At 47.2% G+C, this 19,403-nt stretch carries 23 protein-coding genes; 8 read left to right on the plus strand and 15 right to left on the minus strand.

What is annotated here, in order from left to right:
• Positions 1–24 precede the first annotated feature (24 nt).
• The 3 genes from ytpR to KNO68_RS06450 are packed head-to-tail and all read right to left on the minus strand — an operon-like array spanning position 25 to position 1,806.
• Positions 25–639 carry a YtpR family tRNA-binding protein gene (gene ytpR / locus KNO68_RS06440; RefSeq protein WP_215112230.1) on the minus strand — a complete coding sequence of 205 codons (615 nt, stop codon included), beginning with the start codon at positions 637–639 and terminating at the stop codon, positions 25–27.
• A 54-nt stretch (positions 640–693) separates the two neighbouring features.
• Entirely contained in the window at positions 694–1,488 is a 795-nt protein-coding gene (locus KNO68_RS06445; protein ID WP_078147209.1) for a DUF1444 domain-containing protein, read from the minus strand.
• Positions 1,489–1,494: 6 nt separating this feature from the next.
• Complete coding sequence (locus KNO68_RS06450) at positions 1,495–1,806, minus strand: thioredoxin family protein (RefSeq protein ID WP_012726759.1); 312 nt, start codon at positions 1,804–1,806, stop codon at positions 1,495–1,497.
• Positions 1,807–1,921: 115 nt separating this feature from the next.
• On the opposite strand from KNO68_RS06450, the gene KNO68_RS06455 reads away from it, so the two are divergent.
• Positions 1,922–2,254 (plus strand): hypothetical protein, encoded by a 333-nt coding sequence (locus tag KNO68_RS06455; RefSeq protein ID WP_012726760.1) that lies wholly within the window; start codon positions 1,922–1,924, stop codon positions 2,252–2,254.
• Positions 2,255–2,288: 34 nt separating this feature from the next.
• Here KNO68_RS06455 and KNO68_RS06460 read toward each other — a convergent pair whose 3' ends face one another.
• Together KNO68_RS06460 and KNO68_RS06465 are read right to left on the minus strand one after the other, a co-directional pair.
• On the minus strand, positions 2,289–3,305 hold the full coding sequence (locus KNO68_RS06460) for a PTS sugar transporter subunit IIC (RefSeq protein ID WP_214730464.1): 1,017 nt from the start codon (positions 3,303–3,305) through the stop codon (positions 2,289–2,291).
• Positions 3,306–3,455: 150 nt separating this feature from the next.
• Positions 3,456–4,529: a M42 family metallopeptidase gene (locus tag KNO68_RS06465; protein ID WP_031423097.1), complete on the minus strand. Its 1,074-nt coding sequence runs from the start codon at positions 4,527–4,529 to the stop codon at positions 3,456–3,458.
• Between the two features lie 138 nt (positions 4,530–4,667).
• Between KNO68_RS06465 and KNO68_RS06470 the strand changes: the two genes are divergently transcribed.
• From KNO68_RS06470 to dhaM, 4 genes are all read left to right on the plus strand, one after another.
• On the plus strand, positions 4,668–4,970 hold the full coding sequence (locus tag KNO68_RS06470; RefSeq protein WP_012726763.1) for a PepSY domain-containing protein: 303 nt from the start codon (positions 4,668–4,670) through the stop codon (positions 4,968–4,970).
• 102 nt (positions 4,971–5,072) lie between these two features.
• Positions 5,073–6,050: a dihydroxyacetone kinase subunit DhaK gene (dhaK, locus tag KNO68_RS06475; RefSeq protein ID WP_012726764.1), complete on the plus strand. Its 978-nt coding sequence runs from the start codon at positions 5,073–5,075 to the stop codon at positions 6,048–6,050.
• 22 nt (positions 6,051–6,072) lie between these two features.
• Positions 6,073–6,660, plus strand: a complete 588-nt coding sequence (gene dhaL / locus KNO68_RS06480; RefSeq protein WP_483299129.1) for a dihydroxyacetone kinase subunit DhaL — start codon at positions 6,073–6,075, stop codon at positions 6,658–6,660.
• Positions 6,661–6,670: 10 nt separating this feature from the next.
• On the plus strand, positions 6,671–7,021 hold the full coding sequence (gene dhaM, locus KNO68_RS06485) for a dihydroxyacetone kinase phosphoryl donor subunit DhaM (RefSeq protein ID WP_251024857.1): 351 nt from the start codon (positions 6,671–6,673) through the stop codon (positions 7,019–7,021).
• Positions 7,022–7,059: 38 nt separating this feature from the next.
• Here the strand turns inward: dhaM and KNO68_RS06490 are convergent, their stop codons facing one another.
• Positions 7,060–7,569 carry a hypothetical protein gene (locus KNO68_RS06490; protein ID WP_240499834.1) on the minus strand — a complete coding sequence of 170 codons (510 nt, stop codon included), beginning with the start codon at positions 7,567–7,569 and terminating at the stop codon, positions 7,060–7,062.
• Positions 7,570–7,674: 105 nt separating this feature from the next.
• Positions 7,675–8,322, minus strand: coding sequence for a tRNA (guanosine(46)-N7)-methyltransferase TrmB (gene trmB, locus KNO68_RS06495; protein ID WP_012726768.1), 648 nt, complete (start codon positions 8,320–8,322; stop codon positions 7,675–7,677).
• Positions 8,323–8,460: 138 nt separating this feature from the next.
• Here trmB and KNO68_RS15140 point away from each other — a divergent pair, with 138 nt between their 5' ends.
• Complete coding sequence (locus KNO68_RS15140; protein ID WP_012726769.1) at positions 8,461–8,571, plus strand: hypothetical protein; 111 nt, start codon at positions 8,461–8,463, stop codon at positions 8,569–8,571.
• A gap of 35 nt (positions 8,572–8,606) precedes the next feature.
• Here the strand turns inward: KNO68_RS15140 and KNO68_RS06500 are convergent, their stop codons facing one another.
• From KNO68_RS06500 to pepV, 6 genes are read right to left on the minus strand one after another with little or no spacing between them, the layout of a single operon-like run.
• Positions 8,607–9,407, minus strand: a complete 801-nt coding sequence (locus KNO68_RS06500; RefSeq protein WP_251024858.1) for a phosphotransferase family protein — start codon at positions 9,405–9,407, stop codon at positions 8,607–8,609.
• A 43-nt stretch (positions 9,408–9,450) separates the two neighbouring features.
• The gene (gene pulA / locus KNO68_RS06505) at positions 9,451–11,616 is read right to left on the minus strand and encodes a type I pullulanase (RefSeq protein WP_214683946.1); all 2,166 of its coding nucleotides are present in this window, start codon (positions 11,614–11,616) and stop codon (positions 9,451–9,453) included.
• A 19-nt stretch (positions 11,617–11,635) separates the two neighbouring features.
• The gene (locus tag KNO68_RS06510) at positions 11,636–12,475 is read right to left on the minus strand and encodes an NERD domain-containing protein (RefSeq protein ID WP_214683945.1); all 840 of its coding nucleotides are present in this window, start codon (positions 12,473–12,475) and stop codon (positions 11,636–11,638) included.
• Positions 12,445–13,020, minus strand: a complete 576-nt coding sequence (thpR, locus tag KNO68_RS06515; RefSeq protein ID WP_214683944.1) for an RNA 2',3'-cyclic phosphodiesterase — start codon at positions 13,018–13,020, stop codon at positions 12,445–12,447. The genes KNO68_RS06510 and thpR overlap by 31 nt, the downstream gene beginning before the upstream one ends.
• A 5-nt stretch (positions 13,021–13,025) precedes the next feature.
• A complete protein-coding gene (locus tag KNO68_RS06520) occupies positions 13,026–14,177 on the minus strand; it encodes an MFS transporter (protein ID WP_214683943.1) in 1,152 nt (383 codons plus the stop codon).
• Between the two features lie 59 nt (positions 14,178–14,236).
• On the minus strand, positions 14,237–15,625 hold the full coding sequence (gene pepV, locus KNO68_RS06525; RefSeq protein WP_214683942.1) for a dipeptidase PepV: 1,389 nt from the start codon (positions 15,623–15,625) through the stop codon (positions 14,237–14,239).
• 308 nt (positions 15,626–15,933) lie between these two features.
• On the opposite strand from pepV, the gene KNO68_RS06530 reads away from it, so the two are divergent.
• Both KNO68_RS06530 and KNO68_RS06535 read left to right on the plus strand, forming a co-directional pair.
• Positions 15,934–16,155, plus strand: a complete 222-nt coding sequence (locus tag KNO68_RS06530; protein WP_012726776.1) for a DeoR family transcriptional regulator — start codon at positions 15,934–15,936, stop codon at positions 16,153–16,155.
• A gap of 103 nt (positions 16,156–16,258) precedes the next feature.
• The gene (locus tag KNO68_RS06535; protein ID WP_214683941.1) at positions 16,259–16,885 is read left to right on the plus strand and encodes a DUF3885 domain-containing protein; all 627 of its coding nucleotides are present in this window, start codon (positions 16,259–16,261) and stop codon (positions 16,883–16,885) included.
• Between the two features lie 64 nt (positions 16,886–16,949).
• Here the strand turns inward: KNO68_RS06535 and KNO68_RS06540 are convergent, their stop codons facing one another.
• Both KNO68_RS06540 and KNO68_RS06545 read right to left on the minus strand, forming a co-directional pair.
• A complete protein-coding gene (locus KNO68_RS06540; protein WP_214683939.1) occupies positions 16,950–17,663 on the minus strand; it encodes a pseudouridine synthase in 714 nt (237 codons plus the stop codon).
• Positions 17,663–19,360, minus strand: a complete 1,698-nt coding sequence (locus KNO68_RS06545) for a putative polysaccharide biosynthesis protein (RefSeq protein WP_214757505.1) — start codon at positions 19,358–19,360, stop codon at positions 17,663–17,665. The genes KNO68_RS06540 and KNO68_RS06545 overlap by 1 nt, the downstream gene beginning before the upstream one ends.
• Between the last annotated feature and the right edge of the window lie 43 nt (positions 19,361–19,403).

Consider the following 19,403-nt stretch of genomic DNA (forward strand, 5'->3'; position numbering starts at 1 on the left):
TATTTAACAAAAAATCGGTCGAATTTAGCGACCGATTTTAAATGCTGTACCTACTTCATATTCGTCATCTAATACTAAAATCCCTTTTTCTTGCGGGGCGTTCGGAAGGTTTAATTCACGGGCAGAACAAATCATCCCGTGTGAACTTTCACCACGGAGTGCAGACGGACGGATAATCAAACCAGTCGGCATCACCGCACCCGGTTTTGCGACAACGACTTTTTGCCCTGTTGCCACATTCGGTGCGCCACATACTATTTGAACAGTCCCTTGGTCGATTTGAACTTGACAGATTGACAGTTTGTCAGCGTCCGGGTGTTTTACTGCGCTTTCAACATACCCAACGACAAACTTCGGCGTCACGTCAACCCATGAAAAGTCCTCTTCAATTCCGTTATCATTTAAGACAGATTGCAACTGTTCCACTAATTCGACTGTCAACTCAACAGGACCATTCCATCCTGTCACATCAACATGTTGACTTGCTTGAAACAGGTTGTACCCGTTCACTTTTCCGTCTGCCGACTTGACGATTGCCACGTCTCCCGTCCGCTCGACAGATTGATGATGTCGTTCTCCTTCTTTTAACAACACCATGAGTACATCACCGATTCCTTCTCGGTTATAAAACACATTCATTTGCATACGTTCCTACGTCCCTTCTTTCAAACTCATCTCACTTATTTTATCAGATTATGTGTTCGATGGCGGGGTCTTTTTTCCGACAATGAAAATCGGTTCAAGTTCCCCCGCCACATAGTGAAAGGCGAGTGCAGTGACGGGAATTCGACCATTTGTGAAGAAATCAAACATCAGTTGCTGCATCGCATCATATCCTTGGTCATTTCGAATGTCCGCAACGATCATCACATCCTGATGCGGGACACCGACGAGCATATCCCCTTCAATCCGTCGTTCCATCAGCCGAAGAAACTCGTCATTTAACACACGAGATGCCTCGTAGCCATCACGAGTTGATAAGAAGTAGAATGGGTTTCCAGCCACTTCGTCTTGTTTCATCTCGGTCGGTAGTTTTTTCACATTCTCACGGGCGATTCGCTCGATGCGGTCGAGCGTCATTTCATCCGAAAGGTGGCGTTCTTCAATCAACCGATATCCGTTTCCACGGTCCAGCGCATAAAAAATCGCGGTCTCGGCCGTGTGCGGGGTGAATGCAAGTGCTTCTCCATTTTTTGTCGTCTTCGAGAAAGAGTTCGAACGAATGACCGGATAGATGGCATCTTCATTTCCGGTGAGGGAGATTTGATCATCCGCCTTCATCGCTGATTCGATATACTCGATGACTTCATCGACGGCAACCGTACCGCGTGTCTTAGCCTTTGCCACAATCGGCGCAAGGCGGATATTGACCCCAAAACGGTCAGATTTCCGCTCGACGCGCAGTACCTCATTCTCACGGTCGTAAGAAGTACGGTATTCTTCATTAAAATGCGATTCTAGATAACGTCTTAACTCATTCCGTTCCATAAAGGCTCACCCTAATCCGTTCAAGAAAGCTTCAACCTGTTCCGGCGTCTTCCGTTCACGACCGACGTAGCGATCAACCTCATTGCCATTTTCAAACGCAACAAAGCTTGGGATGCCAAAAATATCAAGTTCTTGCGCAAGTTCCATGAACTCGTCACGATCGACGTAATAGAACGTCCATGCTTCAAATTTCTTCTCGATTTCCGGCATGAATGGGTCAAGGAATCGGCAATCTCCACACCATGTCGCCGAAAACATAAGGACACTTTTCGCTTCTTTTGCTTCGATATATTCTGCCATTGTTGATAGTCGTTTCATGATTATCACTCCTGTTCGTTTTTTCCTCACTTATAATAGCATAAGTCAAGTCACACATTCTGCTCTGCTGTTTGTTATAATCAAAGCCGAAACTAGTTGAAACAGGTGAAGCTGAATGAAATTAACACGCGAAACGTTAAACCCTGAAATGAAGCACCCTCTTGAACAGATGGTCGGTGTATTTGGAATGCTTGCCATTTTGCGATACGGCTACTTGTTTATTGACACTGATAAAACGAGACTAGAGATCTTGATTTGGCTCGTTGTCGGTTTCGCCGTCATTTATGTGCTCGAAAAATATCTCAAGAAATTGGCACGTCACTTGCCCATCGTTCGAAAGCGTTTCTTGATCCCCATTTACGTGATTGTGCTCATGTTATTCTTAATCAGTTTCCGAGTCCCTCGTGAGACGGTTGAGTCCGTGAAAATGTGGTTCGGAATTGGATGAAAAAGAGCAACGTTCCTCGAAACGTTGCTCTTCATTAATAATCAATTTTTAAATCATTCGGTTGAATCCGACCGGTTCTTCGCAAGACTACGTATACCGCGTAACTCAATAAGGCTGGTCCAATTATGAGGAAACCAAAGACGACGAGAAAGGTATACCAGCTAAAGCCCATCGTTTCAAGCATGACAATCGGGCCGACGAGCCCACTTGTTCCCATGCCTGCCCCCGCAGCGACACTTTCCAGTTCAAACAACAGAATCGCGATTGGAGCCAATACAGCCCCGGCCATTGTTGGCGGAAGAAGAATCCAAGGGTTTTTCACAATGTTCCCGACTTGAAGCATCGAGGTGCCGATTCCTTGAGCAATCGCCCCACCGACCCCATTATCACGATAACTCGTGATGGCAAACCCAATCATCTGAGCCGCGCAACCGACAGTCGCTGCTCCAGCGGCAATTCCGTTCAAACCGAGCATCAATGCGATGGCAGCACTTGAAATCGGTGCCGTTAACGCAAGTCCCATCAATGTCGCGACGACCACTCCCATGAACAACGGCTGTTGCTCCGTGCCCCATTCAATCCAACCACCGAGTTGCGTCATGAATAAGCCGACATACTTGCCGATATACGTCGCAGTGAGGTAGCCTACGGCAATCGTTGTGAACGGCGTCACTAAAATATCTAGTTTCGTCGATTTAGAGACAAGTTTTGAGACTTCGACCGCAAGAATCGTCGCAACGTAACTTCCTGCCGGTCCGAACTCATATCCAAACGCCCCGATAACGAGCGCGGAAAACAAAATGAGCGGCGGCGCCTCTAACGCATAGGCGATGGCAATCCCGATTGCCGGTCCGGTCAAACTCATGGCGACATCCCCGATTTGAATCAATGTGGCACTCATCCCTGTGAATGTCGTTCCTTCGAGCTGACCTCCGATCGTTTTTATGATCAGACCGATGATTAACGTACTAAACAAACCAAGTGCCATATAACTTAGCGCCGTCACAAAATAAAGCGACAGGCTCAATGAGATTCCTTTTTTCTTGAACATAACATATCCTCCTTACACTTATACAGGTGTCTTGTCACGAGTAACATACATGTATAAACACCTTTATCAGTATAAGACGTTTTCATGAAATAGCAAGAACATCCATAAAAAAACCGTCCACTCATCTTTCGAGTGAACGGAATGTTTGATTTACAGAGACGGACGTAGCGTTTCAAGTGTCGAACGATCAAGTCGCTTGACCAACGCTTTGAGCAACGCTTTCGCTGCATCGTAGTCATCCGTATGAAGAATCGAGGCGTGTGTATGGATATAACGAGATGCGACGCCAATGACGGCTGTCGGCACCCCTTCTCCGCTCATGTGAACGCGCCCCGCATCGGTACCGCCTGGTGAGACGAAATATTGTGTCTTGATGTTTTCGTCTGAAGCCGTATCGAGTAAGAAATCACGCATTTCAGGAGACATGACCATGACGCGATCTAAAATTCGGATCAATGCTCCCTCACCGAGCTGACCGAACTCCGTTTTACTTCCTGAAGCATCATTGGCCGGTGAAGCATCGAGTACGAGTGCCACATCTGGCTGAATCAATTCAGATGCTGTCTGCGCTCCACGTAATCCGACTTCTTCTTGTACGGTAGCACCCGAGAACAAGATGTTTGGATGATCCGCTTTTGTCGTTTCCTCCAACAATTCGATTGCAAGACCGACGCCATAACGATTGTCCCAAGCTTTGGCCATAATCTTTTTCGGGTGATGAAGTGGGGTAAATGCGCTCGATGGAACAGCAGGGACCCCCGGACGTACACCCCATGACTCTGCTTCTTCTTTCGAATCTGCTCCGATATCGATAAACATCTGCTTGATGTCCATCGGTTTACTCATTGCATCTGGACCTAACAAATGAGGCGGTGTCGAAGCGACGACACCGGGAATTTTACCGTTCGACGTGATGATGTCGAAACGTTGCGCCATGAGCACTTGGCTCCACCAGCCACCGAGTGGTTGTATGTAAAGCATGCCGTTCTCGGTAATCCGTGTCACCATAAAAGCGACCTCATCCATATGTCCGGCTACCATGACTTTCGGTCCCGACTCGTCTCCGACACGTTTTCCAAAAATTGATCCGATGCCATCCGTGACAATTTCATCTGAATGGGGTTCAATTCGTCCACGTACAAATTGACGAACTTCAGACTCGAACCCAGGAGCTCCCGGGAGTTCTGTTAGCGTCTTAAATAAATCTCTCGTCTTCTGATCCATCTTTCATCATCCTTTCCTAACCGTTCTTGTCTCATTATATACAAAAGTTTTGACAGGATGCGAATGCTTTTCATTCCATTCGGGTACAGGTTTTGGTACGATGTACATGATAGCCATAGTTCAAGGGGAGGTAGTCATATGAAAAAAAGGTATTGGTTTATTGGAATCGGGGTTGCCGTCATTGCCGCACTTATGACGAAAAAAGCTTTAGATGAACGTAGCTTATCTGCAGAAAACGCCTTAGAGTACACGAAGCGTGCTTTCTCAGCAAAAGGTCATGTCCAAGGGGCATGGATTTCTGCATCACCGGAGATTTACACATACGACGGTCGTGAATACGACGTCTACAAAGGTGGCATCTCGGTTCTTGAGAACGATGAAGAGAAAACATATGAGTTTACAGTCGACTCTGAGACTGGCGCATTACTCGAATATGCATGACACGAAACCGACGAATGATTCGTCGGTTTTTTTGTTTAGTTCCCTCGAAAGAGTGGAAAATTGAAATTGGTAGTTTTCAATTTAATAAAGGAGTGATCTCGCGTGAAGAAGCTAATCGGTGAAGCAAGTGAACTCGTATCGCAAATGGTTGAAGGGATGGTCCATGCCCATCCTGAAATGTATGGTCGCGTCGACGGTGTGAATGTCATCTGTCGGGCTGACGGAGCGAAGTCTGGAAAAGTCGGTCTCGTATCTGGAGGCGGTAGTGGTCACGAGCCGGCCCACGCTGGATATGTCGGGGACGGTATGCTCGATGCGGCAGTATGTGGGGAAGTGTTCACCTCTCCTACTCCGGACATGGTACTTGAAGGAATCAAAGCAGCTGACGGCGGAAACGGCGTTCTTTTGATTGTGAAAAACTATTCCGGCGACGTGATGAACTTTGAGCTCGCCGCAGAACTGGCCGAAGGTGATGGCATTAAAGTCGACCACGTCGTCGTCGCCGATGATGTCGCCATTTCGAACAAAGAAGATCGACGCGGGGTAGCCGGAACGGTCTTTGTTCACAAAATTGCCGGAGCCGCTGCAGCTAGTGGCAAATCACTTGAAGAAGTCAAATCCATCGCCGAAAAAGTAGCTTCACACGTTCGCTCCATGGGGATGGCCGTGGAACCTTGTTACATGCCGGTCAGTGGTAAACCAGGTTTCGACTTGAACGAGGAAGAGATGGAAATCGGCATCGGGATTCACGGGGAACGTGGTGTCGAGCGGAAACCGACGAGTGATGTCGACCAAATCGTCGACGACCTCCTCAGTCACTTGAAAAAAGAAGTCGAGCCAGGAGAAGTTGCTGTCATGGTGAACGGAATGGGTGGAACGCCGTTGTCTGAGTTATACGTGACCTATCACTTCGTTGCCGAAAAACTGGAAGCTGCTGGGTATACCCTTAAACGGAAGTATGTCGGCAACTACATGACTTCACTCGAGATGCATGGGTTCTCCATCACGTTGCTCCCTCTCGATGATGAGATGACGACGTATCTCGACGCTCCTTCGGCAGCACTTGGATTCAAAATTTAATAAATGAGGTGTTTGGTTTATGTTGACGATTGATCGGATGAAGCAAGCGTTACGCGACGCACAAGTTGGCATCGAAGAACAAAAGGATACGTTGACCGATTTAGACCGGGCCATCGGCGACGGAGACCATGGCATCAACATGTCTCGTGGTTTTGATGCGGTCTCCGCTATTCTAGATGAGGATTATGACTCTCTTGGAGCACTTAGTAAAAAGGTCGGGATGACCCTCATGTCGAAAGTCGGAGGCGCGGCCGGACCTTTATACGGTTCAGCTTTCGTGAAGATGGCAACCAAATTCGGGGATGCGACCGAAGCGGACTTTGACTTACTCAAGGATGCGCTCCAGGAAGGTTCGAATTCCATCAAAGCACGAGGGAAATCGGAAGTCGGCCAAAAAACGATGGTTGACGTCTGGGACCCGTTCCTCGAGCAAGTCCAACAAGGGGAAGATTATAAACAGAAATTAGACGCACTTGTCCAAAAAACAGAAGATATGGTGGCGACGAAAGGAAGAGCCTCTTATTTCGGAGAAAACTCTCGCGGAACCGTTGATCCGGGTGCCCTTTCTAGCTCAATCCTTTTGGGCGCGATTATGAAGGAGGTCGATTGACATCGTTGAATTGATCATCGTCTCGCACAGCGCAAAAATTGCGGAAGGCATCCAAGATTTGATGAAGGAAATGGCACCGTCCGTGCCCATTCATCTAGCTGGTGGCCTTGAGGATGGCGCTATCGGAACGGACGTGAATCGCATCTTATCAGCGCTCGATCAGGTCGATGGAGAAGCACTTCTCCTCAGTGATATCGGATCGGCGACAATGAATGCGGAACTCGCCATCGATATGTACGAAGGTGACAAACATGTCGAATTTTTCGATGGTCCCATTGTCGAGAGTGCCTTCATCGCCTCCGTTTCTTCAGGAAATGGGATGTCACTAACTGATATCGTCGGACAGTTAAAACAACAGTAAAAAGTACCCCGTTCTCTTGAACGGGGTACTTTCATCTCTTATCTTGGGTTGTCATTCTTTTCATATACGGCATTCATATATGAACTTGTTGAATAGAAACGTGGTACAACCAAGAACAAAATGAGTGCTGGAATCGCAATCATTAGAAGCAAGACCAATACCGGTAACCAATAGACGATCTGTTGACCGAGCATGTCGATGTTCGCGTCCGCAAACTCTGAAGCTCCTTCTACTTCTACGAGATCCGCTGATGTAAGAATCTTGTTGTCTGTAGCATCAAAGTAATGGTACTCGGTTTTACGTGTGATGAAGATCCCATCACGAATCGTATCGAGCTCTACGACAGCCGCGATGACTTCGTTGCCGTTTGAATGGCGAAGTGTCTCTTCTTTGATGATTTCAGCTGTTCCTTCTTTATAGTCGTAATGCGTTGCTTTCAAATCCTCTTCGAGAGCGTCTAAGAACGCTTCGTTCGCTGAGGTATTCATTGGTGCGATTGTTAGAATGAAGATTACTGCAAGCAGGCTTGCCCATGCTTTTTTCAACATCCCCATGTTCCCCCTTCTCTTATTCCAGTTTAGCGTCATTCCTATTGTACCAAGAAGAAAGAAAAAAGTGTGAAGAAAATACTATTAAAATAAGAAAAAAGCGTGTCAATTTTTCGGACGGAAGACGGCTTCCATTCGGTAAATCGGCTGACCGAGCGCACTGAAGCGCTCTTCATACTCTGTTCGAATATTATCTTCTGGTTCATTGACATGTAAATCTAGTGAAATTTCTGTGAAGAACATCCCGTATTGACTCATACTCTGAAGCGAATATTCAAACAATCCACGGTTGTCCGTCTTGAAATGAATCTCTCCTGCTTTCGGAAGAATCGCCTCATATGTCGCCAAAAACGTCTTATACGTTAGACGTCGTTTCGCATGTCGTGTCTTTGGCCACGGATCGGAGAAGTTTAAGTATACGCGATCGACTTCTCCCGCTTCAAAGTAGTCGACGAGTCGTTTCGCATCGACCGTCAATACTCTCACGTTCGGCATCGGGGTTTCGACTAATTTTTGTACGATAGAGACGGCTACGCTCTCAAACAACTCGATCGCAATGAAGTTCACATCCGGGTGTTGTTTCGCCATCCCTAAAATAAATTGTCCTTTTCCTGAACCGACCTCGATAAAGAGCGGGTGGTCATTCCCGAATTCAGTGCTCCAGTTACCTTTCAACTGTTCAGGATGTTGAATAAATACATGTTCTTGAGCTTCCATATATTCTTTTGCCCAAGGCTTATGTCGTAAACGCATGAAAATCCTACCTTTCGTTCATCAAATGTTCAAGTTTAATGGGAATATGCACGTTGCGGACGAGCAGTCCTCTTGCGATTATACACGAAATCATAGTTTAATGAACGTGAATCATCCTTCACAAGGAGGTTAAATACGATGAGTACTTTAGATCAGTTTCTTATTTTTTATGCAGCCCCACTGACATTTTTCGCTGGTGTCATCGCCACGTTCGTTTGGGCTTACTTTATGAATCCAGATGACATTTAACACATTCAAAAAGGGGTGGCGTACAGCCATCCCTTTTAATTGATTCGTTCGTACGCCTCATCCATCAGCTCACGTAATACATGAAATCCTTCAGTTCGCGCCGAGTCATTCTCTTCCCCATAGATTGTCAAAATCGTTTGGGCGATCGCATACCAATGCATTCGATTATGGAGCTCACTCGAAACACGTACCCCGTAATGCGAGAACCAGCGCTCCCACTCCACTTCATCCATATAGCTATAGACAACCATCGCCAAATCGAACGCGCGGTCTGCAATGATCGCGTCATCCCAATCTGTCAAGTAGAGTAGGCCGCTCTCATCCTCAATCCAATTATTATGGTTTAGGTCAGAATGACAGACGACAAATTCTTGCTCGTCGACTTTTGGCAAATGGTGCTTTAGCCATTGTACGGCTTCTCCGATGATTCGGTCTGTTTCATCTTGTTCATATGCTTCACACTGACGGAGCAACAAGTGCGGCGTCACCGGTGTGTGGTTCAGCTGTTGCAACATGAATAATAGCTCTTTCGAATTATGAATCTTGCCGAGTTGCGCCGCGACATCAGGTCGCTTCATATCTTCTGGTGAAAGTTCGCGGCCTTCGATAAATTGTTGGGCGCTTAACACGTCCCCGTTAAACATTCGCTTTGTCCAAAGAAGCTTTGGTACGATTCCTTCCGCTGACAAGATTGCCAGAAACGGAGAAGAATTTCGTTTGACAAAAATCTTCTGTTGGCGCGTCGTCGCTACATACGCTTCGCCCGTGATACCTCCGGCTGAAGCGACTGTCCACTCTTTCCCGAGCGCACCGACTATATCTGAATACATATTCATCACGCTCAAATCTTACTTGAATTAAAGAGATACAATCAACATCTTAACACGCGAGAATCGTCATTGACAACGACTCGACTTGAATGTGTGCTGGGTTTCGTGCGAGTGGAACGAGACTTGCCGTTTCTCCTTGAACGTAAACGTTCCATTTCGCATCGCTCTCAAATGAAAGCGAGTCGAACGTACCGTTCACATAGACGCGAACCCGTTGCCACGCATCGTAAGAATGACTGGCCGTCAACTCATAGATAATGACGCCAGGCGGCGATGGGAGAAACGTGAAATGGTCAATGACTTCTTGTCTCGAATCATAGCGGAAACATGTATGGAGTCGCCGTAACTTCAAGAGCGTCTTCACATACTCGATGTCTTTGATCCGTGTGTCACGAAGATCCCAATCAAAATGATTGATGTGATCGGGTGAATTATAACTGTTCTCGACACCATGTTTCGTGCGTCCGAACTCTTGACCGGCATGGATAAACGGGATGCCTTGAGATGTGATGACGACCGCATTGGCAAGACGTTGCATGGCAAGACGAGTCGTCTCATCGACTCCTTCACAAGATAACATTAACTTGTCATAGATCGTATAGTTGTCATGGGCTTCCGCATAATTGATGGAGTAAGCCGGACTCGGGAAACGTCCGACCGTCACGTTCGGAATATGCACGGCTCCGGTGAGACACTCTCGAAGTTCCCACTCTCGCCACTCATTCCCGGAGATGAATCCGCGTTCCCTGTCATTAAACGTTGACCCTTTCAATGCATCTCGAATCATATCGTTGAAGTGTCCGATACGAGGCATGCGTGCAGCATTTTGTGACGTTGCCTTCAATGACTGTCCAAGCGGCGTCGCCAAGTCCCACCCTTCTCCATAGACGAGAATGGAGGGATCCACCTTATCGAGCGCGGCCCGCACTTGATTCATCGTTTCGACATCATGAATCCCCATCAAATCGAAGCGGAACCCATCCACTTGATAGGTCGTCGCGAAATATGTCACGAAGTCCACAATCATACGTCGCATCATATAGCGTTCCGATGCCGTGTCATTTCCGACCCCGGTCCCGTTCGCTATCGTCCCGTCGTGCTCGTATCGAAAATAATAGTATGGTACGAGCGCTTCGAGTGGGGATTGTTCTCGAATGTAAATATGATTCATCACGACGTCTGTGACGACTCGAAGACCCGCTTGATGCAGGTCAGAGACGAGTGTCGCATATTCGAACACACGACTCATCGGCACATCGGGTCTTGAGGCATAACTTCCTTCAAGCCCGAACCAATGAATCGGGTCATAGCCCCAGTTGTACGGCATACGAGTCGCCTCATCGACACTTCCAAAATCATGGACAGGGAGTAACTGGACATGCGTCACGCCAAGCTCTTTTAAATAGTCGAGTCCGGCACTGTTGCCTTCTTTCGTCCGAACTCCTTTTTCAGACACCCCACCGTACAGCCCTTTCAATTGACTCATCGATGAGGGGTGGCTTGTGAAGTCTCGGATGTGCAACTCATAGATGACGGCATCCGTTGCCTTCCATAAAGGGGGGCGCACGGCTTGTTCGACCTGTTTCTTGACAAATCGCGCCACATCTTGCAATACGCCATACTCACCGTTCAAACTGACGGCTCGCGCATAAGGATCGACGACTTGCCTCGTATCGACCGGTGTTTTCACTTCTAAGCGATAAAACATACCTTGGAACGCTTGTGGTATTTCACCACTCCATTCCCCGCGTGCGCCGCGGTTCATGTGAAATCGCTCAATTTCTCTGTGATTCGTATCATCATGCACTGTAATCCACATGGATAAAGCAACCGGAGACCATACCGTCACTTCCATTCCGTGCGGCGTAAACGATACGCCGAGTGGACCATCATATGAGAAACGCCGTTCGAATTCCTCTGAACGGACGATTTCTCTTGGTACGACAACCGTCGTCTTTTGACCCGGGTGGCAGACGGTGTATAACGTTTCTAAAGAGATTGGTTCCTTTAAACGAAGGATTTGTTCGACCTTTCCGGATTCCGTCACAAACTGTTGCTCGACGAGGTAGTCGACCGGGCGTCCATTCTGTTCGATTTGTACTGGAACGGATTCATATTCGCGCACAATCTCAAGTTGTATGGTCTCAAATGATACGAAAGACGCGCTCTCGATGGTCACATGTGAGGCGGTCTTTTGATCTGGTGTGTGATGCATATGCGTCCCTTCCTCTCAATCACTGATCCATGAATTGACGAAACGGTAACTTGGCAGTCACTTCTAATACGGTGGCAACGTCACGAATCTGCTGTGCTTTTACAATCGGTGCACGTCCGTTCACTTGTTTCATCCATTCCGTATATTCGTTACGACCGACATATTGGGTCGATCGAACAGTTGGAACGTTATCAAAATATCCATTTGTCGCAATGACGACTTTTTGTAGCACACCCGCATAATGCGGTAGAACTTGACGAATCAGTTCCTCTGTCCGTGTCAATGCGATCAACGGGTTCACTACACGGGTATTTTCCCCTTTCAGCGGTTGATGAACCCATGTCTTCTCTTTCGATATGTGATAGATACTTCGATCGCCTTCAAGCCATTCTATGATATACAGATGCGTCGGTCCGATGATGAGGTGGCTCAACTCAACCGTTGCACCATTCCATTCGATGACCGGTCGATACAAGAAAAAGTGTCGTTCGTTCCAATCGGTACGCATCACACGATAGGCGAAGTCACGAATAAACGCCAGATGTGGTAAATCCGTCTCAAGCACCCCTTCACAAGCGAATTGAAGCTTTTGGATATGCCGGCGCTCCCTTAACAGCTTTTGATATTGCGATTCAGAGAGCGGCTTTGGCTCTAATTCAATTCGCTCCGTCTTCGCCCAAAACTTCCACCACGGTCTTTCGATTTCGAGCACTTCGACCGGATTCAAGCGATTGTTTTCATGAAGGCGCTGTAGGCGTGCCGTATCGGATTCCACATACTCCAAATAACGATTATATTGATCTAATACATCACGTTCATATTTTGAGATTACGTCAAAAATTTTAACCGGGATTGCCATATATCCTCCTCTGGCCGTCTTAGCGGAAATACGTCTACTGCTCGATAGGCAGGTGTATGAGTCGGCTGTACTTCATATAAAATTAATTCTTCTACTGATTCCGTCGCGTGAAATTCAGGGGGGACGTATGGGACACGCTCCCCTTCGCCCCATTTTTTAGCGAGTGTCACGTGAGGGACAAACGACTTCCGGTCCAATCTTGGAATCACATCAACTAGTTCATGGCGGAGGGAATGCGCCAACCGTTGAAGGGGCTCGGAGGCATCCGGAACGATGGTTAGAACGCGGGGCCGATCTGGTCGCCCAAAATGGTCGATGGCTCGAAACTCCAACGTGAACGGCAGAGTCTCCTCACAGATTCTACGCGTGATTTCTTTTACTTCGTCTAATTCATCCCCATCCACGCTTCCTAAAAATTGTATCGTCATATGAAACTCTTCAGGCCGATAGATTCGGCGATAGGAGTAATAAGGTAAGATGGTTTGCTGTACGTCAACCAGTTCCGTTGATTCAATGGGAATCGCGATAAAGTAATGCGTACTCATCTCATTCATCCTTTCAACGTGCGACGTGACATTCCTATCCAAATCAACGCTCCAATTGCCGTGACGATGGTATACATCCAAAACACGCCTAAAATATCGTCAAGTTCAATGATCTTACCACTGAGCATATTAAATCCAGCTGTCGCGAGCCCAGACGTCAATGCCATATATACCCCGATGGCCGTCGAGGAAACTTGTCGATCGACGAGCGTCCGGACGAATTGAAGCGCGACGGGAATCAAGAGACCGACGACGAGACCTTGTGCGATCGCGAGAAGCCATACGACCCAAATCGGTGGTTCTAACGCAAGCACCCCGTTCCGAACTGCCGAGATGATGGCGGCCCCAACAAGAACGCTGACGCTTCCGTAGCGCTCCATAAGCTGAGAAGCCACTTTCATAAACGGGATTTCGAATAACACTGCCACGAGGAATAATGTTCCGACGAGCGTCGTCGAACCACCGCTATTCGTCACGTACAGACCGAAATAATAGTTATTCGCATAAATCGGTCCGAAGACGAGCATCCCCCCACATAAGAAGAACACAAAGGGTTTGTTCCAAACAGCCGTCCATGAGAGAGATGCCAACGTCACATCGCGAGTCGAACTTTTCTCAGGAATCATTCGAACAAATACGCTGCCAAGGAACAGTAAAATCGCACTCAATACGAACGTACTAGCTAGTCCCCACGTGCTATCCGAAATTCGTCCCATCACAAAGACTGCAATGGCGAATCCTGCTGAGCCATAGAGGCGAATCGCACCGTAATCGACTTTCGACCGCGTCGTATAGTCGAGTGTCATCATATCCACTAGCGGGATGTGAGCACATTGGAAAACGGACCAAATCACCATGAGTACGACAATCCAAACGTATGAGGTCGCCACTAAAAACGTGAGAGAAATCAGCGCCGCGCTCAGCATCGCCAAAATCAGCCAGGCCCGGACTCTTCCCGTCCGGTCGGTCAACATCCCCCATAGTGGTTGCACGCCGATGGATAGAATCGGTAAGATGGCTACGATAATCCCGACTTGGCTCGGAGTCAGTCCAAACTTAGTTTGTGAAAAATATAAGGTCATATAAGGGATCAACGCCCCTTGCGCGAAGAAAATCGCGACGTACACAGACTGAAACAATTTCTTTTGCGAATCCAATGATAACTTCCTTCCTAAAGGACAGAGAGCCGACTATACCAGCCAGCTCTCCTTGTTTCTTATTTAGCGAGCTCGTAAATGGCCTCAGCATAGATTGCCGCGGCACGTAATAAATCTTCTATCTCCATATATTCATCGACCTGATGCGCCACATCTTTAGCTCCTGGGAACAATGCGCCGAACGCGACACCTGCTTCGAGTGAACGTGCATACGTACCGCCTCCGATGGCCATCAAGTTCGCGTGCTCTCCCGTTTGACGCTCGTATACGCCTGCTAGCGTCTTCACGAGTGGGTGATCTTCTGCCACGTGATGAGGCGGCATATGTTGACGGGTCTTCAACTCGAAGCCAAATGACAACGCGATTTCACGTAGGTTTTGTAAACGTTCTTCGAATTTGGCCGTATACGGGTAACGGATGTTGACCGTTGCTGTTCGTTCTTCCTCATTGTATCGGAACACGCCGCCATTGATCGTCAAGTCGCCCGTCTCATCGCTCGCTTCAATCCCAAGAGAAATTCCACGTGAGTCTGCAAACACGTGACGAACGAGTTCAATGTAGCGTTCCCCTTGAATGTCGAGAGGAAGGTGCAACAGGAACCCAGCCAGCACGTACGCAGCATTGATCCCGTTATCCGGTTCCATCGCGTGCGCCGCTTTACCTTTCATCGTGAACGTATATATGCCACGATCGTATTCACACGTTCCGTCCGCTTCATATTTTTCGAGATAGGCCTCGAACTTTTCCTCGAGTACCTCATCCGTCTTCAATTCGGCTTTCGCGAAGTCCGGCACCATATTCGGACGCTCCCCGCTCGTAAATGACACGAGATGGTAGGCAGAGCCTGGTACACGTTGAATCGGTAATTGAGTCAACACACCGTCATACAATCCTTTTTCAGCATTGATGATCGGGAAATCCGCATCTGGCGCAAATCCGTATGTCGGCATTTGTTCTTGTTTGAAATACTCACGGACACAGCGCCATTCGCTCTCCTCATCGCAACCTGCAATCAAACGGACGCGTTTTGAAAGTGGTAAGCCGAGCTCTTTGACGATTCGTAATCCGTAGTATGCTGCCATAGACGGACCTTTATCATCGTTACTCCCACGCGCCACAATTTTCCCGTCAGTCGTGATGGTCGGATTGAATGCGCCATATGTCCAGCCATCGCCTGCTGGGACGACGTCAAGGTGACATAGAATGCCAACGATTTCCTCACCGTCCCCGTATTCCAAATGTCCCGCGTAACCGCCGACGTCCTTTGTTTTGAATCCATCTCGCTCACCGATTTCAAACATGTAGTCAAGCGCCTGACGAACCTCAGGACCAAACGGCATGTTCGGTGCCGCTTTCGATTCATCGAGCACGCTAGGGATTTGAAGTAATCCTTTCAAATCTTCTAAAAATGCATCTTTACGATTGTCGACTTCCTGTCTCCAATTCATGTTCATCTCCCCTTTTGCGAATGTTCTCTCCCTTACTAGTATATCCAAATGTATGAAAGACGAACATTCATTTAGAAAAGTTTTTTTCGTTCGTGTTTAAGCTTCTTTTCGATGTAAAAAAATAATCTTCATTCGATATTTACGTTCATAATCAAATCTTTACAAACAGATTGTTCGTGCTTTCCACTTGCATTTTTGCTCAAGAGCGGTATACTAAAGGTGTAATTTTAGAAAATAACAATTTTATATTTCATTTTGTCGTCTGTAGGTATGGTTTGTCATTATTCTACACATTGGGAGGTTATCCAATGAAAGGCTCAACAGATCGGATGTTAACGCGCATCAAGTCCATTTATTTGTTCATCAATGAAAGGGAATCCGTTACCACTTCAGAACTAGTAGAAGAGTTCGGCATCACGTCACGCACTGTGCAACGTGATTTGAACGTACTTGAGTACAATAACCTTGTGGAGAGCCCTAGCCGTGGCACGTGGACTTCATCAAAACGTTCACTCAAGACGGCAAATTGAATTGTATATGTATATTCAAGAGACCTGGCGTTCAGGTCTCTTTTTTATGGATGAAGGTTTTGTGGTTTTAGATTGTATCAGTTGTTTAAGATGAGGTGATGATGTGAAAGAAGAAATAATGAAGTACATAGAGGACAACTTCCCAAACCTATCTGGAGAAGTCCATCTAAGATTCGAACTTGGCGAACCGTATAAAAACGGAACGGTTGAGAGAGTAGAGCAAGTTGTAAACAGAGTTACTACATTGTTTGAGGAAGTGTTTCAATCTGATGATTACATCCATATCTTTATCAAGGATTGGAACGAAACAAAGGACATCATGTTTGGGAATACCACTCCCGAATATTTGTATGGTTTATTCATGAAACAACAGATTGAAGAAGAAACGTTATTTGAATTAAATGAAGATATTGACGAAATAACAGGGGAAATTATTGAAATCAAACATGAATATAAAGCAAAATTTGTATCCTCGCAGATCAAGTCAATCTCTTACGAAAAAATCCTTAGAGGTATAGGAAATTACGAGCAAGGAAGAGAACCTTCAATTGGACAAGCTGTTTACTTTATTAGCACCGAAAAGAACATCGTGTTTCATATGTACGATGATCGAGGTTGTATCATAAGTTCAAATGAAGTTGAACCACTTGTTCCTTTGTATCATAAATATAACGACTGGTTGGTTGACTCTTGGCGTGATGATTTTGATGGCATTTTTAAAAAGATATAATCGAAAATCAGAGCTTTTTATACAAAAAGAGAATCCGTCCCATCAGACAGATTCTCTCATCTTCTTATGATTGAAGAAACAGTTGAACTTCTTCTTCCGTCAACTCACGATATGCCCCGAGCTCAAGCGTCTCATCGAGTTCTAGCTCCCCAATTTGAACACGCTCCAATCGTTCGACATGTTTGCCGACCGCCGCGACCATTCGTTTCACTTGGTGATATTTCCCCTCAGACAATGTGAGGCGAATGACCGACCGACGTCCGCTCTTGCTCAGTATTTCAAGACGGGCCGGCTTCGTCGTATATCCATCCTCTAACTCGACCCCATTCGCGAACGTCTTGATATCCTCTACTGTCATCTCTCCGTCGACCTCGGCGATATATACTTTGTCGACGTGCTTGCGAGGTGACATGAGCGCATGATTGAATGCGCCATCGTTTGTGATGAGGAGCAGTCCCGTCGTGTCCTTATCGAGACGACCGACCGGGAAGAGGTCATAATGGGTATACTCAGAATCAATCAAGTCGATGACCGTCGTCTCGACTTGATCTTCCGTCGCGCTGATCACACCTTCCGGCTTATTCATCATGAAATAAATGTACGGACGATACTCGACCACTTCCCCGAACACCGTGACTTTCTCTGATGATGGGTCGACGTGCCGTTTTGCATCTTTTACAAGTGCCTCATCGACTCGCACCGCCCCTTGTTTCAGTAGGATTTTCACGTCTTTCCGTGAACCATATCCCATGTTCGCTAACAACTTATCAATCCGCATTACATTTTCCTCCGATATTCAAAGCGTTTCCCTAGTAATTTACCTGCGAGATGGCTCCGCCACCCGAGGTATCCATATACGAGAACGCCGATTGTCACTCCCACGATTGTCGCAAAAATGTCGTTCCCCCAACTCGCCTCATCATTCATTGTAACGAGAAGAGAGAGGAAGACGGCAGCGAACATCGCCCCACCCATCAAGAACATCAAGATGGTGCGACGAAGCAGTTGCTTATACGGGAAGTGGAGCGTTCGTTGAATCATCCATACCATGAGAATAATGGCCACGATGTATCCAGCGATGGTCGCGTACCCGGCTCCGATTCCGCCGAGCCAATAGACGAGCGGTACGTTCAATGCAAGTTTCGTCAACAGTCCCATCGATGTGGCAAAGATGGTGAAGTACTGACGGTTAATCCCTTGGAGAATCGCAGCCGCGACCGAGTAATAGGCCAAGAAGAAGGCACTTGGTGCGTAGTGGAACAAGTATACCCATCCTTCACGGTCACCCGGGAACAAGGTGCCAAACAATGGCTCCGCAAGTGCTACGAGACCAATGACCGCAGGAATCGTTACGAAGAACGAGACTTGGAAAATATGGTTTACTTGATTCCGAACTTTTTGCATGTCCCCCGTCGTGAACGAACGAGTCACAAGCGGGATCGTCGCCATCGATACACTCGCCGCGACAGAGACTGGAATCAACACAATTTTATGGGCGTTCCCGGTCAAAAAGCCATACGCCGACGTCGCTTCAGAAACGGTCGCACCCGTACTGAGCAACGTATTGACCATCGTCAACTGGTCAATCAATTGATAGAGAGGGGTCGATACCCCGACCATCACGATTGGAATCGAATAGCTAAGCAATTCGAGCAACAACGATTTCATCGAGCGGACCGGTGTGCCCGCCGGATTCTCTGTCAGACGATGAATGTCCTTTCGACGTTTCCAATACATGATGAGCACGGCGAAACTACCGATTGCCCCGATGAACGCACTGAACGTCGCAATCGTGACGGCAATGACTTTTAATCCGTTCAATTCAGTCGTTTCAACAGATTGCGTCCCCCCGAGGGCATTAGCAATCGGTTGAATGAAGTTTGAATCCGCAAAGACGAACAAGACGAGCATCGTTCCACTGAGGAGGAACAGGATGCGTACAATCTGTTCGACCACTTGTGAGATTGCCGTCGGTGCCATGTCTTGATGTCCCTGGAAATAACCACGTACCATACTCATCGCCGGGATGAGCAGTAAGGCAAAACTGACGCTTCGTGTCACGAGGGTGAGCGAGTCAATGTATTGCTGATTGTTCTCTGAGTTTCGGACCATCAGTTCGGATAACCATGGTGCCGCAAAAAAGAGTAATAAAAAAGCGACGACACCGGTCGCAAGCATCAGCTTCATCCCTTGTCGGAACAGTCGTTGACTTGTCCCGTATTCTCCTAGTGCATTATATTTTGCGATAAATTTCGAAACGGCAACGGGAATCCCTGCCGTCGAAATGGAGATCATGATCGCATAATACGTATATGCAGCTTGATATAATGTCACTCCGGCAATCCCGACCATCGCTTGGAACGGAAAGGTATACAATAGTCCTAACATTCGGGAAATCAAGTTTCCCGCTGATAAAAGAAGCGTTCCTTTGACGAAGGAGGCTCTTCCAGAATCTTGTTTGGCGCTTGATGACATGAGGTACCTCCATCTATAAATCAACGATTTCAATGAATTCGGT

Source organism: Exiguobacterium sp. s75 (assembly GCF_018617145.1).
Taxonomy (GTDB): Bacteria; Bacillota; Bacilli; order Exiguobacteriales; family Exiguobacteriaceae; genus Exiguobacterium; species Exiguobacterium profundum.

Coding starts and splice junctions, on each gene's coding strand:
- ytpR (WP_215112230.1), bottom strand. CDS start 639: ATGAATGTGTTTTATAACCGAGAAGGAATCGGTGATGTACTCATGGTG.
- KNO68_RS06445 (WP_078147209.1), bottom strand. CDS start 1,488: ATGGAACGGAATGAGTTAAGACGTTATCTAGAATCGCATTTTAATGAA.
- KNO68_RS06450 (WP_012726759.1), bottom strand. CDS start 1,806: ATGAAACGACTATCAACAATGGCAGAATATATCGAAGCAAAAGAAGCG.
- KNO68_RS06455 (WP_012726760.1), top strand. CDS start 1,922: ATGAAATTAACACGCGAAACGTTAAACCCTGAAATGAAGCACCCTCTT.
- KNO68_RS06460 (WP_214730464.1), bottom strand. CDS start 3,305: ATGTTCAAGAAAAAAGGAATCTCATTGAGCCTGTCGCTTTATTTTGTG.
- KNO68_RS06465 (WP_031423097.1), bottom strand. CDS start 4,529: ATGGATCAGAAGACGAGAGATTTATTTAAGACGCTAACAGAACTCCCG.
- KNO68_RS06470 (WP_012726763.1), top strand. CDS start 4,668: ATGAAAAAAAGGTATTGGTTTATTGGAATCGGGGTTGCCGTCATTGCC.
- KNO68_RS06490 (WP_240499834.1), bottom strand. CDS start 7,569: ATGTTGAAAAAAGCATGGGCAAGCCTGCTTGCAGTAATCTTCATTCTA.
- trmB (WP_012726768.1), bottom strand. CDS start 8,322: ATGCGTTTACGACATAAGCCTTGGGCAAAAGAATATATGGAAGCTCAA.
- KNO68_RS15140 (WP_012726769.1), top strand. CDS start 8,461: ATGAGTACTTTAGATCAGTTTCTTATTTTTTATGCAGCCCCACTGACA.
- KNO68_RS06500 (WP_251024858.1), bottom strand. CDS start 9,407: ATGAATATGTATTCAGATATAGTCGGTGCGCTCGGGAAAGAGTGGACA.
- pulA (WP_214683946.1), bottom strand. CDS start 11,616: ATGCATCACACACCAGATCAAAAGACCGCCTCACATGTGACCATCGAG.
- KNO68_RS06510 (WP_214683945.1), bottom strand. CDS start 12,475: ATGGCAATCCCGGTTAAAATTTTTGACGTAATCTCAAAATATGAACGT.
- thpR (WP_214683944.1), bottom strand. CDS start 13,020: ATGAGTACGCATTACTTTATCGCGATTCCCATTGAATCAACGGAACTG.
- pepV (WP_214683942.1), bottom strand. CDS start 15,625: ATGAATTGGAGACAGGAAGTCGACAATCGTAAAGATGCATTTTTAGAA.
- KNO68_RS06530 (WP_012726776.1), top strand. CDS start 15,934: ATGAAAGGCTCAACAGATCGGATGTTAACGCGCATCAAGTCCATTTAT.
- KNO68_RS06540 (WP_214683939.1), bottom strand. CDS start 17,663: ATGCGGATTGATAAGTTGTTAGCGAACATGGGATATGGTTCACGGAAA.
- KNO68_RS06545 (WP_214757505.1), bottom strand. CDS start 19,360: ATGTCATCAAGCGCCAAACAAGATTCTGGAAGAGCCTCCTTCGTCAAA.